Origin of the sequence: Halalkalibaculum sp. DA3122, from assembly GCF_043951865.1 — a bacterium.
GTDB lineage: Bacteria > Bacteroidota > Rhodothermia > Balneolales > Balneolaceae > JAMQKA01.
In genome coordinates, this window is the sequence record NZ_JBINJF010000015.1 from 59,558 (window position 1) to 72,684 (window position 13,127).

Genomic DNA, 13,127 nt, shown 5'->3' on the forward strand with positions numbered 1-13,127 from the left:
ATTGAAAATATATGCCCCCGGCTCACTTTTAATCTGCTTTTTTAAGCTCCTTACCGGCGGGTTTAACCGTTAGAACCGGCATATCCACGTGCTGGGCCACTTTTTCAGTTGTGGAACCGAGAAAGAAGTGGGCAAGTCCGCTGTGCCCGTGTGTGGTCATAACGATCAGGTCGGCATTGTCCGGGGCATAATTTTCAATTTCATAATGGGCTGAAAGCCCTTTTGCTATAACGGTATTCAGCTGTATGGCTTTAGGATTTACTCCCTCTGTTATTAAAATCTGATCCTCAAATTCCCGGTCGCCCCGCTGTACGGTAATCCCATCCTGGCCGGTCTCAGAAAGGTATTCAGTCAATTTCTCAAGGATGGCTTGGTAGAGGTCAGACTCTTCGGTATTGCCGGGATTTCGTTCCAGGCTTTCCGACAAGGTTCCGTAGAGCTCCAACACATGGAAGAGCGTGATCCGGGCACCGTAGGTATCAGCGAGGGCCAGCGCCACCGGCAGGCATGCAAATGAAAGCGAAGATGCATCTGTTGGCAGCAATATATTTTTAATGCCCTCCGGTTTCAGGCGGTTATCAACCGTAAATACCGGTACCGCGGAGTAACGGATCACTTTTTCGGTAATGCTACCGCGCAGCAGATCTGAACTGTGCTCCCCCCTTGCTGCCATTACAACAAGATCATAGCCGTTATCCGAGGCGAACTCCGCTATCGCTTTCGATGGTTTCCGCTCAATTCGCACGAGCGCATCGCCCTTGTTTTCCTCCTTCAGATAATCCGCCATAAATCCCTTCAGGCGGTGCTGCGCCCCATCCTTGACATGAGGATACAGGTCTTCATCAAAATTCAGGGGAACTCCCAGTTTGTTAATACTTTCGCTAAAATATTTCAGCGTGGGCACAATATGTATCATATCTACCCGTGCCCCGAACTTTGACGCCAGTTCCTGAGCATGGGTATAAGCAGAAATCGCCTCGTCAGAAAAATCGGTGGGCACTAATATTTTTTTAATCTCCATCATGGTAATCTCCCTTTTGGATCAACACTTGAATTTACAGATGCATATACGCGAAGTTCTTCATCAATTGGTCATTTTTTCAGTACAACAAAAAGTAACATACAAATATGAATTTACGATCAATTTTTAAAATTGGTCGTACGAGAATACAGCCTATTCCAACTCTGTTGACCGCAGGTAGTCAAGTCCCCCAACCATGGCCAGACCAATTATCATGCCGATAATGCCACTCCAAAAATGTTGGGTGCCGGCGTCTTCCCTCGTCAGGTACGGGATGTAGGGGGTCGTCTTGATCATTTTCTGCTTTATCGTCTGGATTTCAACCCGTTTCTCCGGGCCGTCGGTCTTTACTGGTCCCAGCCGCTCGTATTCCGGCCGGTTTTTATCGGGACCATGCTCTCGCAATGTTTCTGCCCGTGGATGGTCGTAATCCACAATTTCTGTTTTCCGTACCGTTTCGTGGTATGTACGGTCTTGATACGGCCAGATAACGTAAAGCGACCCGATCAAAAAACCGATAAGCACTGCCAGGGTAAAACCGTAATAACGGTCCAGCAGCCAGGAAAGCAGCCGCGAAAACAGGGCCAGTCCTACTGCCGCGCCTGCAAAAAAGGTGAGCAATACCAGTACCGGTTCCAGTGATTCGCCCAATGCCGCCACCTGCGACAGGATGTAGTCGTACTTGCGGAGTATAAGCAGAAGATATGAGCCAGAAATGCCGGGCAGAATCATGGCACATATGGCAATGGAGCCGCTAAAAAAAACGAACAGGCTCGTTTCCGGCGTATCGGTGGGTACCAGCGTCACCACCCAGAACCCGACCAGCGTTCCGAACAGGATAAACAGACCATGCCTCCAATCCAGGGCGTCTATCACTTTTACGAGAATATAGATTGATCCCACGATAAGCCCGAAAAAGAGTCCGAAAATCAACTCCGGTTTTGTGAACATGTAGACTTGCAGTGGTACCACGCGGGTAAAGAAGATGATGGCCAGGACAATGCCACTGAACAGCATAAACAAGAATTTCCAGTGCACCACCTGGAACGCCGCCTGCCAGCGGAAGGTCAACAAACGGGTGAGAAACCGGGTATTGGCACTTTTAATAGCATTGATCAGGCGCTCATAAATACCCAGGATAAGGGCCAGAGTCCCCCCGCTCACGCCGGGTACGATATCCGCGGAGCCCATCAAAAAACCCTTGACAAGCAGGAGCGGCCACTCTTTCCATGATGTGGATTCTAAGTCTGTATTTTCTGTTGCAGGCGACGTCTGAGTTTCTTCTTCTCCAACCACAATGTTAGTAACAACGACCAATGAACAGGTGCCGGTTATTCATTGCTCCGGTTTCCGATTAACGTAAATATTCAATAATGGCGGTGGTAAGTTATCAAGATATGCGTAATACGCAACACCAAATTAAACCCTGAAAAAGATGGCAGGCAACCAGCTGTTCTCATCACTGATCCCCGCCTACTCGTTCCACCCCTTCTCCCCGATCAGCGGAACAAACTTGAAATCCTTGTAGTTTTCCTCTTCAAACTCATCTTCCCGAATCTTGATAATACGTTTCATCACCTGGCGTGTGGAGCTCCCCACCGGTATCACAAGCCGCCCGTTTACATTCAGTTGTTTTACCAGCTCATCGGGTACGACCGGCGCACCTGCGGTTACCACGATGGCGTCATACGGGGCATACGCGGACCAACCCATCGTTCCGTCTCCCAGTTTGAGCTGCACTTTGTACCCCAGCTCGCGGAGGGTGGAGCGCGCCCGCTCGTAGAGTTCCTTGTGCCGTTCAATGGTATACACCTCGGCTCCCAGCTCACACAAAATCGCGGCCTGGTATCCCGAACCGGTCCCGATCTCCAGTACCTTTTCGCCCGGCTTTGCTTCCAGCAGCTCCGTTTGCCGGGCTACCGTATAGGGCTGGGAGATAGTCTGTTCCTTCCCTATTGGCAGCGCCGTATCTTTGTACGCCCGGTCGGCCAGCGCCGTATCCACAAACTGGTGTCGGGGGACGATGCTGAACGCCTCCAGAACGCGTTCGTCCTTGATACCTTTGCTTCGCAGCGTATCCACCAGGCGACGCCGGCGCTGTTTGTATTTCAGATCTCCATGACCGGATCCCAAATTTAGCATATAGTATACTACTACCTATTTAGAAAATGCGTTTCAACAACTCTTCTAAACATAAGGAACTTGAACCAATAAAACGGATATTAATTTTACCGGCCTGCTGCCGGAAGACCTGTTTTCTGCAACAGCATCCCCCTCTGACGGGATAATAAACCAAGTCGATCTCTCCCCGAATCCCATAAATTTTAATGTGCCGGGCGCGGTTTATTTACTTAAATTGCGTTTCAAAAATCTGTTCATTTTTATTCTCATCATCCATGAAAACGTTTGCCAAGATATTTGCCGGAGTTCTGCTATTCATCGTTGTAGCCCTTATCGCGCTCAACCTTTATTTTACCGACGAACGGTTGAAACAGACCATCATGCCCTATGTGGATGAGAGTCTCGGTCGCCCGGTGCAGGTTGAGTCGATCTCACTGACATTTTTCAGGACATTTCCACGTCCCGGGGTCCGTATCCAGCAGCTGAGCGTTCCCGGTGATACGCCCTCCGATACGCTGCTCGCGCTGGATGAATTCGTGGCAAGCGTGGAGCTTTTCTCCCTGTTTGGGAACCAGATAAACATTGCCGAAATACGGCTGCAAAATCCCCGGTTTACCTACCGCATACATGCCGACAGCACCACAAATATCGACTTCCTGCTGGAAGGGGAAGCCGACACCACTGCCGAAGCGGAGGGGTTAGAACTGAACATCCCGCGGTTTTCAGTAACAGGTGGCAATTTTGGATTTGAGGATGCGACCAGCAGTGCCTCCATACGTATGGACAATCTGAATGCCGATATCTCTTTGCAGTATGCCGATGTAATCAACAGTTCGGTAGATATAGACCTTGGAGGACTTACGATCCAGGTCGACAGCAGCCGATACGTGAACCGGCTGCCGCTCAGCCTTGCCCAGAGCTCATCAATCGACATGGAAAATGAGACGCTTAACCTGGAAAGCGGCACCTTTTCTATCCGGGGACTGGCCCTGAACCTGACGGGATCCATCCGGAACTGGAGTGCCGACCAACCGGCGATAGATCTCGATTTCAGCTCGTCATCCGACAACTTCGGGGAGCTTTTACGGCTGCTTCCCGATGCGTACCAGGAACAGGCAAGCGGACTCGAAACAAGGGGAACCCTCTCGATCGCCGGTCATGTAACCGGAACCGTCGGGGGTGAAGCGCTCCCCTCTTTCGCTGCCGATATTGACGTTACAGATGGATACTTGAAAAACCCGGATCTCCCGGAGCCGATCCAGGATATCCGGTTGCAGGCCAGTGCTTCCAATGAGCTCATAACACTTGAAACGTTTGAAGCCACCGCGGGTTCGAACCAAATTTCAGCCAGTGGCAAGCTGGAACAGCCTCTTAGTGACGAAGCCCCGTTCAGCGCAAAGATCAACGGTGATGTAGACCTGGGAACCGTAGAGCAATTTTATCCGCTCGGGGAATTCTCCATTGATCAGCTGGGAGGAACACTAACGGTCAACGCCGTAGCCAACGGGCGGCTTGATCAACCGGAAGCAGCCACGTTTAACGGGGACCTCAACCTCTCCGAAGGGTTGCTCAAATACGCCGACGTACCGAGACCGATAGAAAATATTTCGATTGATGCGACGGCCAGTCAGGACCTGCTCACCATCAACTCCTTTAGCCTGAATGCTGCTCAAAACAGGCTTTCCCTGCAGGGTCAAATAACAGAACCACTGGACGAAGCCAACCGCTCCGTAGATTTGACGACAGACCTTTACTTTGACCTGGCCAGCATAAAGGAGTTCTACCCGATTGACGAGGATACGCTGCAACTGCGGGGAGAGCTCACTGCACAAGCAATCCTGAAGGGCTCCACCGGGCAGATAGAGCAGGCGGTCCAAAGCGGATCCATTGAACTGAACAACGGGTATATCGCACACAAGCAACTGGGACAGCCGCTGGAGGATATTACGCTCAATTCAACCCTGGAGGGCAACCGACTCTCCGTCACGCGTGCCAGCTTCCGTTCCGGGCAAAATGATCTCAGTTTATCCGGTACTGTTACCGATTATCTCAGTGAAAATCCCGTCATCGATCTTCGCGTGCAGGGAAATGCACAGTTTGCAGAAATTCAACACTACTACGACCTGCGCCCCACCATATCCGAACTCACCGGCAGTGGTCAACTTGATCTGTCGGTCCGGGGCCCCCTGCAAACGCCTGAGAATCTTATATTTAACGGCAGTGCCACTGTCAACGATGTGAACATGAGTGGTGATTCACTGGGTCAGCCTGTCAACAATCTCAACGGCGTTCTGAAACTAACTCCCAAATCCGTTGACCTGACTGGCCTCAGCTTTGATCTTGGCTCTTCAGACCTACACCTGGAGGGCTCACTTCAAAACTATATGGAATACCTCAAGCTGAAGGAAGACCGTACAGCCACGCCCGCTCTATCCGGCAATTTCCAAAGCGATCACTTCAATATGGATGAGCTTATCGACTGGGAGGACACCACCGCTGCCACCCCGATACCCATAGAACTGCCCGACCTTACAAGTTCGGTTACCGCGAATATCAGAACCCTGGTAATTACCGGCGTCACCATGAACAACCTGGAGGCACAGGCCGGGACCACGCCCACGCGGATAACCCTGGATCGCGCCTCCATCGAACTCTTCGACGGCACCGCTTCCGGCTCTTTCATTTGGGAGGTGCCACAGCCAGATCGAACAAACCTGAACTTCAAGGGACAGCTGGAGGGACTTGACCTGGATGCGTTCTTCAGGGAGTACCAGGTGCTTGGAGAAAAAAACAATTTTCACGAGCATGTCACCGGATCTTTCAGCGCCGATATCGATTACTACTCCGAGCTGGATGTCTACCTCGAACCCGATATTTCCACCACGGAAATGGACGGCACCTTCACCATGACCAAGTCGCGCATAAAGGGGCATCCGGTACAAGAAAGCGTTGCAACGCTTTTAAAAACTGATGAATTACGAAACATCGCTCTGGATGAATCACAAACGCGGTTTTCACTCAGCAACAGCGTCATGACCATTGAAAACCTGGGGCTCACCAGTGGAGATATCGGGGCCGAGATGAGCGGTACGAGGCATCTGGTTACCAATGACATCGACTACCAGCTGAAGGTCTACCTGCCGGGGCGATTCCGCGGGCGTATTGCCTCCGTTATATCTTCACAGGCGGTAGAGGCCCTTACCCAGGAAAACGGTACCATCCTGGTACCCCTTCGGGTAACCGGCACGCAAGAGGATCCCAATATCCGTCCAGACCAGGAGATGATACAACCGATACTCAAGGATATGCTTAAAGACAAGGCGGGCGATGCCATTCGGAATCTATTCGGGAATTAGCCTGCATTTCTAACCAAGAAATTGGTTTGTATGCAAGGCGATGGGAATATCGGGAACCGAAACGCATCCCTATACGTAGAGTGAGCGATTTCCATCATCAACGAAACAATTTCGCAACCGGCTACCCACTGTAATAGTATTTTTGGTGTTTAAATCATTATGCTGATTTAAACACCAACTACTGGTTTTCAGAGGGGACTCGTTTTGTGATTCCGTGTCAAGGTATTTAAAAACAATTCTTCAGGGCAAATATACGAAGGGCAAGGTTGCTTTTTTACGCATCACGCATTTTGCAAGTAAACCCAACCCCGAAATTACCGCTTTTTTACCACTTGACGCGAATGACTTCAAACGCTTCGGCGTAATCCGCTTTCACTTGCACGCCCCGTACTTTTGCGAGTCCCCTGATGAATTCCTCTGTAAAGTAGTTTCGATTCTTTTTTACCTGTGACTCATACACCGTCAAGATCTCCCATTTCTTGTCGATCTGCTCTTTTGTCAACGTGACGAACGCCTGGGCAGAAAACGTGATGTGGTTCCACGGCAGCTCATATCCCCAGACGGTAATTTCCTTAAACGCCCGCAGGCCCTCTTTATTGACGACCTGGTGATCCTGGTGCAGGTCGCTTCCCGAGGGCAATAACACCATTTCAGGCTCAATTTTCCTCTTCAACTTAACCAGCTCTTCCAGCACTTCCTGTCGGGAATAGTTGAGTTTTCGAACCTGGTAGTCATAAACATACCGGCGCTCCCCCGGAATATTTAGAATATCCATTGCGGCGTTAAACTCTTTTCGCAGCAGATCCGGATCGCTGCCGGGTGGCAAAGAGGCACGGGCCGTGGAGAATACGGCGACATGCACCTCCACGCCGTTATCCAGCATTCGCACAATCGTGCCCCCGCACCCCAGCTCCGCGTCGTCGGTATGGGGAGCCAGCACCAATACTTTATTAAGCCCGGTAATATCTGTCATGTCAAAAAATTCTCTATTTGCGTATGTTTGATTGAGCCATCACCAAAAGAAGGAAGGTACCGATTTGCATGAAAGCCATCAACGTCATAAATCCCGGTAAAAAATCATCGCTGGAGATCCGGCATGTAGCCACTCCCGAGCCTGATCCCCATGAGATACTTGTCAAAATTGAGGCCACTGCCCTCAACCGTGCAGACCTGCTGCAACGGCAGGGAAAATATCCTGCTCCAGAGGGTGCCAGCAATATCCTGGGACTGGAAATGGCGGGCATCGTGGAAAAAATCGGGGCCGAAGTATCGGAGTGGCATCCCGATGATTTTGTATTTTCCCTGCTGCCGGGCGGCGGTTATGCCGAATTCTGCGTCATTCCCGCCGATATGGCGATGCCGGTTCCCGGGAACCTGTCATTTACGGAAGCGGCGGCGATCCCGGAAACATTTTTAACAGCGTACCAGGCCCTGAAATGGGTGGGAGAGATCCGTGAAAACGAGACCGTTTTAATCCATGCAGCCGGCAGCGGCGTCGGTACCTCCGCTATCCAACTGTGCCGCCACCTGTTCAATACCCGGGTTTTGGCCACAGCCGGTAAAAAGCGCAAACTGGAAACGGCCCGGGAGCTCGGCGCCGATTTTACCTATAATTACAAGAGGAATGATTGGGCGCAACAGGTGGAGCAGGAGCTGGGCAAGCATGCTGCAGACCTGATCCTCGACTTTGTTGGCGCTTCCTACTGGAATCAGAACATCAGCGTGCTGGCAGAAGACGGGCGACTGGTGCTGCTCGCAATGCTCGGAGGTACAAAAGTAACCAGGATGAACCTCATCCCGATCCTTTCCCGGCGCTTGTCGATCAGGGGCTCCACCCTGCGGGCTCGGTCGAATGCCTACAAAATTGAACTGACCCGCGAATTTTCCAACCGGGCACTACCCCTGTTTGAACAGGGTATCATCCACCCCGTAATCGATTCAGTATACGACTGGCGGGAGGCAGAAGAGGCCCACCAGCGGATGGCTGAAAATAAGAATACAGGCAAAATTGTGCTTACGGGGATGTAGAAGAGGGATGTGCACTATTAATAAAGCGAAAACCCAATTACCCTGTAGCACTCCCGGTCGGTAAACGTTGCATTTTATGCCACCCGCCCATTTGAATTTTCTTACAAGATATTCTCCCCAGCCTCTGTTATCTTTGACCAGCTAATTGAACAAATATTATTACAAGTACTTATTCATGGCGCAACCCAAATACCGTACTCACGTTGGAATGGTAGACATCCTGCCCGGAGAAGTTGAAAAGTGGCAAACGATAGAACGAATTATCCACGAAGAAGCTCAGAAATTTAATTTTGAGGAGATTCGCACCCCCATACTGGAACAGACCGAGCTGATCGCCCGCGGCATTGGCCAGCTTACCGATATCGTCTCGAAAGAGATGTTTGCTTTTGAACGGGGCGACGACCAGTACGTGCTCCGCCCGGAGTGTACCGCTCCCGTGGTTCGGGCGTTTGTAGAGCATCACCTCGAGCAGCGCGGCGGCACCCAAAACCTGTACTACATCGGGCCGATGTTCCGCGCCGAAAAACCGCAGAAAGGGCGCCAGCGCCAGTTTCACCAGTTCGGTGCCGAAATACTGGGCAGCGACGATCCCATCGCCGACGTGGAGTGCATGGCGTTTATGATGAGCGTCTATGAAAGGGTGGGAATCACCAACACCAGTCTGAAGATCAACTCGGTCGGCGATCCCGAAAGCCGCGATGCCTACAAGAAAGCGCTTGTTGACTATTTCACCCCTCACAAGAATGAGCTGAGCCAGGTTTCTCAAAACCGTCTCGAAAAAAATCCGCTGCGAATCCTGGATTCCAAGGAGGAGGAAGATCAGACGCTGGTTGCCGAGGCGCCTGTGATCGGGGATTTCCTGAACAAAGAATCGGCTGACCATTACCGCAAGGTTAAGCAGTACCTGGATGAACTGGGGCTCGCCTATGACGAAGATCCCCACCTCGTGCGGGGACTCGATTACTACACCCGTACGGCGTTTGAACTGGTCAGCCCCGATTTGGGAGCCCAGGATGCCCTTGCGGGCGGTGGCCGGTACGATCTTCTGGTTGAGGAAGTAGGCGGGCAACCGACCCCTGCCGTGGGATTCGCAGCGGGAATAGAGCGGTTAATACTGGCTTGTGATGAGCTCGGTATCAAGCTTTCGAAACCCAAATCGGTGGACCTCTACATTGTTACCATCGGAGACAAAGCTCGCAGCTGGGCGCTTCAGCAACTGCCCATATTTCGGCAGGAGGGATTTTCCGCAACCATGGATTATGCCGGGCGCTCCATCAAATCACAGATGAAAGATGCCGACCGGGAGAACGCCCGTTACACAATTATAGTGGGAGAAAATGAACTGAATGAAGGAACATTCACCTTTCGCGACATGGAGGCCAGTGAAGAAACGCAGCTTCCAGTTGAGGAGATCCTGGACAGGCTTGAAAAGAAACTGGATCCACAGGAGTAGATTAAAGAGGTTTGTGTGCAAAAAAATTTTTCAACGACCTCTTGAACCAGGACAGCAGGAACAACAGGGGATTTTACAAAAAGCGGGATTTAACCTGCATTTCTCACCAAAAAATTGGTTTTTATGCAAGGCGAAGTAGTAATCGCAAGCGAGAGCAAGACGTATGCTGATACCTTGAGCGGGCGATCCCCAAATTCAACGCAGCAGATGTGCCAATTTCAAAGTCCGCTAACCCTGCCATAGTATTTTCGGTCGGGAAATCAATATAAATCATTGTAATTCATAGTATTACAATGATTCAAAATTATTCTCGCGGGAATGCAGGTTAGAAGCCTTTACATTCGCTAATTTTATACCTCTTCTCCTGCAAAGACCGCTTTCATATAATCTCGTCGCATTTCGGCGATAGCAGAGATTGAGATCCCTTTCGGGCAAACCGCTTCGCACTCGGCAAAGTTGGAGCAGTCGCCAAATCCTTCTTTCTCCATCTGTTCAACCATCGCCACTGTTCGCCGTTTCTTTTCAGGTTCGCCCTGGGGAAGCCGATTCAGGTGAGCAAGTTTCGCTCCCGTAAAAAGTGAGGCGGATGAGTTGGGACAAGCCGCAACGCAGGCCCCGCACCCGATACAGGTCGCATAGTCAAAAGCGGTGTCCGCTGTCGCTTTTTCGATCGGAATGGCGTTGGCATCCGGTGCCGAACCCGTTTTCGTAGAGACGTACCCCCCGGCCTCAATAATTCGGTCAAAGGCGCTGCGATCTACGACCAGGTCCCTGATTACGGGAAATGCTTTGGCCCGGAACGGTTCCACCACAATGGTGTCGCCGTCGTCGTAGTTGCGCATGTGCAGCTGGCAGGTACAAGTCATCGCCTTGGGACCGTGGGCCGTTCCGTTGATCACCAGGTTACAGGACCCACAAATTCCCTCCCGGCAGTCATAGTCAAACTCAACAGGTACTTTGCCCTCTGCAACAAGCTTTTCATTCAACACATCCAGCATCTCCAGAAAAGACATATGCTCATTGACATTATCCAGGGTGTAATCAACCAGCTTGCCCGGCTTGTCAGGACCTTCCTGCCGCCAGATCTTCAGATGTATGGTCATTGTCTCTGCCATAATTAAAATATTTTTATCAGGAAACGCGGTTCATCGTTTTACGGATCGAGCGTATTTGCGATTTACGTTGAATCCGCGTCAACTCTGTTCAATTCCGTTATTTGTAACTGCGTTGTTTCAGTTCTACATATTCAAATTCAAGATCTTCTTTGTGAAGCTCTTCCACCAGCTGTCCATTCAGGCCTTTAAACTCCCATGCCGAGACATAAGAATACTCCTCGTCATTTCGGAGGGCTTCTCCCTCTTCGGTTTGATGCTCTTCCCGCAGGTGGCAGCCAGCCGACTCATCACGGTCAAGCGCATCTTCAGCCATCAGTTCGCCGAGTTCAAGGAAGTCAGCCACACGCCCGGCAAATTCGAGATATTTATTGTAGTTGGTTGCCTCCCCGGGCACGCGAACATTCTGCCAGAAGTCCGCCCGCAGATCCCGAATCTGGCTGATTGCTTCTTTCAGACCCTCTTCGTTCCGGGCGATGCCCACCTTGTCCCACATAATCTGGCCCAGCTCGCGGTGATACTCGATCACACTTTTCTCCCCGTTCACATTCAGTAACTTGTCAATATGGTTTTGGGCATTCCGGGCCGCCTCGTCAAACGCATCGTGACGAGTATCCGCTTCCGCCAGGTCGTTGCCGGCAATATAGTTGCCGATGGTGTAAGGAATGATAAAATACCCGTCAGAGAGTCCCTGCATCAACGCGCTTGCGCCAAGCCGGTTGGCGCCGTGATCTGAAAAGTTTGCTTCGCCGGCGACAAACAGGCCGGGTACATTGCTCATCAGGTTATAATCCACCCAGAGACCGCCCATGGTGTAATGCACAGCCGGGAAGATCCGCATCGGAACCTCGTAGGGATCATCCCCGGTGATATTCTCATACATCTCGAACAGGTTCCCGTATTTTTCCTCGATCGTCTTCCTGCCGTCGCGTTCAATGGCATCCCGAAAATCGAGGTAAACCGCACGCCCCGTGGGTCCCACGCCCATGCCGTCGTCACAAACCATTTTGGCATTTCGCGAGGCGACATCGCGGGGCACAAGGTTCCCGAAGCTGGGATATCGCTCCTCGAGATAATAGAACCGGTCCTCTTCCGGTATCTGATTGGGAGGACGTTCATCATTCTTGTCGCGGGGTACCCACACCCGGCCATCATTTCGAAGGCTCTCGCTCATCAGGGTGAGCTTGGACTGGTAATCTCCCGATACCGGGATGCAGGTGGGGTGAATCTGCACATAGCAGGGATTGGCAAACGCAGCTCCCCGTTTATGGCAGCGCCAGGCCGCCGTTACGTTGGAATTTTTGGCATTTGTGGAAAGGTAAAACACGTTTCCATAGCCCCCGGTGGCCAGCACTACGGCATCGGCAATCCACCGTTTTATCTCCCCGGAAACCAAATCGCGGGTAATAATTCCACGCGCCTTGCCGTCGATCAAGACCAAGTCCAGCATTTCGTGCCGCGGATGATATTCAATTTTGCCTTCATGGATCTGGCGCATCATCGCCTGGTAGGCACCGAGCAGAAGCTGCTGGCCGGTCTGCCCGCGGGCGTAGAATGTCCTGGAAACCTGGGCGCCGCCAAACGACCGGTTGGCCAACAATCCGCCGTATTCGCGGGCAAACGGTACGCCCTGCGCCACGGCCTGGTCAATAATTTCGTTGGAGATCTGGGCCAGCCGATACACGTTGGACTCGCGCGAGCGGTAGTCGCCTCCCTTGATCGTATCGTAAAACAGGCGCCAGATACTGTCCCCGTCATTGGGATAGTTTTTGGCCGCGTTAATTCCTCCCTGGGCAGCGATACTGTGCGCTCGCCGTGCCGAATCCTGGATACAAAAACTCTGCACGTTGTACCCCAGTTCAGCCAGGCTGGCTGCCGCAGATCCACCGGCCAGACCCGTTCCCACAACAATGACATTATGCTTTCGCTTGTTGTTCGGGGCAACGAGTTTGATGTCATTCAAATGATTGGACCACTTCTCTTCTAACGGTCCCGAAGGAACTTTTGACTCTAGGTTCATGAATTAAACTCCATTT

General features: G+C 51.5%; 9 protein-coding genes. 3 read left to right on the forward strand and 6 right to left on the reverse strand.

What is annotated here, in order from left to right; translation table 11 throughout:
• Window positions 1-28: 28 nt before the first annotated feature.
• The 3 genes from ACG2F4_RS11305 to ACG2F4_RS11315 all read right to left on the reverse strand — a co-directional run bounded on the left by ACG2F4_RS11305 (window position 29) and on the right by ACG2F4_RS11315 (window position 3,163).
• A complete protein-coding gene (locus ACG2F4_RS11305; RefSeq protein WP_395260790.1) occupies window positions 29-1,024 on the reverse strand; it encodes a universal stress protein in 996 nt (331 codons plus the stop codon).
• 150 nt (window positions 1,025-1,174) lie between these two features.
• Window positions 1,175-2,338 carry a DUF368 domain-containing protein gene (locus ACG2F4_RS11310; RefSeq protein WP_395260792.1) on the reverse strand — a complete coding sequence of 388 codons (1,164 nt, stop codon included), beginning with the start codon at window positions 2,336-2,338 and terminating at the stop codon, window positions 1,175-1,177.
• Window positions 2,339-2,494: 156 nt separating this feature from the next.
• Entirely contained in the window at window positions 2,495-3,163 is a 669-nt protein-coding gene (locus ACG2F4_RS11315; protein ID WP_395260794.1) for a protein-L-isoaspartate(D-aspartate) O-methyltransferase, read from the reverse strand.
• A 254-nt stretch (window positions 3,164-3,417) separates the two neighbouring features.
• Here ACG2F4_RS11315 and ACG2F4_RS11320 point away from each other — a divergent pair, with 254 nt between their 5' ends.
• Window positions 3,418-6,498 (forward strand): AsmA-like C-terminal region-containing protein, encoded by a 3,081-nt coding sequence (locus tag ACG2F4_RS11320; RefSeq protein ID WP_395260796.1) that lies wholly within the window; start codon window positions 3,418-3,420, stop codon window positions 6,496-6,498.
• 325 nt (window positions 6,499-6,823) lie between these two features.
• Here ACG2F4_RS11320 and ACG2F4_RS11325 read toward each other — a convergent pair whose 3' ends face one another.
• Window positions 6,824-7,471, reverse strand: coding sequence for a PIG-L deacetylase family protein (locus ACG2F4_RS11325; RefSeq protein WP_395260798.1), 648 nt, complete (start codon window positions 7,469-7,471; stop codon window positions 6,824-6,826).
• 68 nt (window positions 7,472-7,539) lie between these two features.
• On the opposite strand from ACG2F4_RS11325, the gene ACG2F4_RS11330 reads away from it, so the two are divergent.
• Together ACG2F4_RS11330 and hisS are read left to right on the forward strand one after the other, a co-directional pair.
• Window positions 7,540-8,526 carry an NAD(P)H-quinone oxidoreductase gene (locus ACG2F4_RS11330; RefSeq protein WP_395260800.1) on the forward strand — a complete coding sequence of 329 codons (987 nt, stop codon included), beginning with the start codon at window positions 7,540-7,542 and terminating at the stop codon, window positions 8,524-8,526.
• Between the two features lie 175 nt (window positions 8,527-8,701).
• Window positions 8,702-9,979: a histidine--tRNA ligase gene (hisS, locus tag ACG2F4_RS11335; protein ID WP_395260801.1), complete on the forward strand. Its 1,278-nt coding sequence runs from the start codon at window positions 8,702-8,704 to the stop codon at window positions 9,977-9,979.
• A gap of 350 nt (window positions 9,980-10,329) precedes the next feature.
• On the opposite strand, the gene ACG2F4_RS11340 is transcribed toward hisS, so the two are convergent.
• Together ACG2F4_RS11340 and ACG2F4_RS11345 are read right to left on the reverse strand one after the other, a co-directional pair.
• The gene (locus ACG2F4_RS11340) at window positions 10,330-11,094 is read right to left on the reverse strand and encodes a succinate dehydrogenase/fumarate reductase iron-sulfur subunit (protein ID WP_395260802.1); all 765 of its coding nucleotides are present in this window, start codon (window positions 11,092-11,094) and stop codon (window positions 10,330-10,332) included.
• 97 nt (window positions 11,095-11,191) lie between these two features.
• Window positions 11,192-13,111, reverse strand: coding sequence for a fumarate reductase/succinate dehydrogenase flavoprotein subunit (locus tag ACG2F4_RS11345; RefSeq protein ID WP_395260803.1), 1,920 nt, complete (start codon window positions 13,109-13,111; stop codon window positions 11,192-11,194).
• Between the last annotated feature and the right edge of the window lie 16 nt (window positions 13,112-13,127).

Coding starts and splice junctions, on each gene's coding strand:
- ACG2F4_RS11320 (WP_395260796.1), top strand. CDS start 3,418: ATGAAAACGTTTGCCAAGATATTTGCCGGAGTTCTGCTATTCATCGTT.
- ACG2F4_RS11315 (WP_395260794.1), bottom strand. CDS start 3,163: ATGCTAAATTTGGGATCCGGTCATGGAGATCTGAAATACAAACAGCGC.
- ACG2F4_RS11345 (WP_395260803.1), bottom strand. CDS start 13,111: ATGAACCTAGAGTCAAAAGTTCCTTCGGGACCGTTAGAAGAGAAGTGG.
- ACG2F4_RS11330 (WP_395260800.1), top strand. CDS start 7,540: ATGAAAGCCATCAACGTCATAAATCCCGGTAAAAAATCATCGCTGGAG.
- ACG2F4_RS11340 (WP_395260802.1), bottom strand. CDS start 11,094: ATGGCAGAGACAATGACCATACATCTGAAGATCTGGCGGCAGGAAGGT.
- ACG2F4_RS11325 (WP_395260798.1), bottom strand. CDS start 7,471: ATGACAGATATTACCGGGCTTAATAAAGTATTGGTGCTGGCTCCCCAT.
- ACG2F4_RS11305 (WP_395260790.1), bottom strand. CDS start 1,024: ATGATGGAGATTAAAAAAATATTAGTGCCCACCGATTTTTCTGACGAG.
- hisS (WP_395260801.1), top strand. CDS start 8,702: ATGGCGCAACCCAAATACCGTACTCACGTTGGAATGGTAGACATCCTG.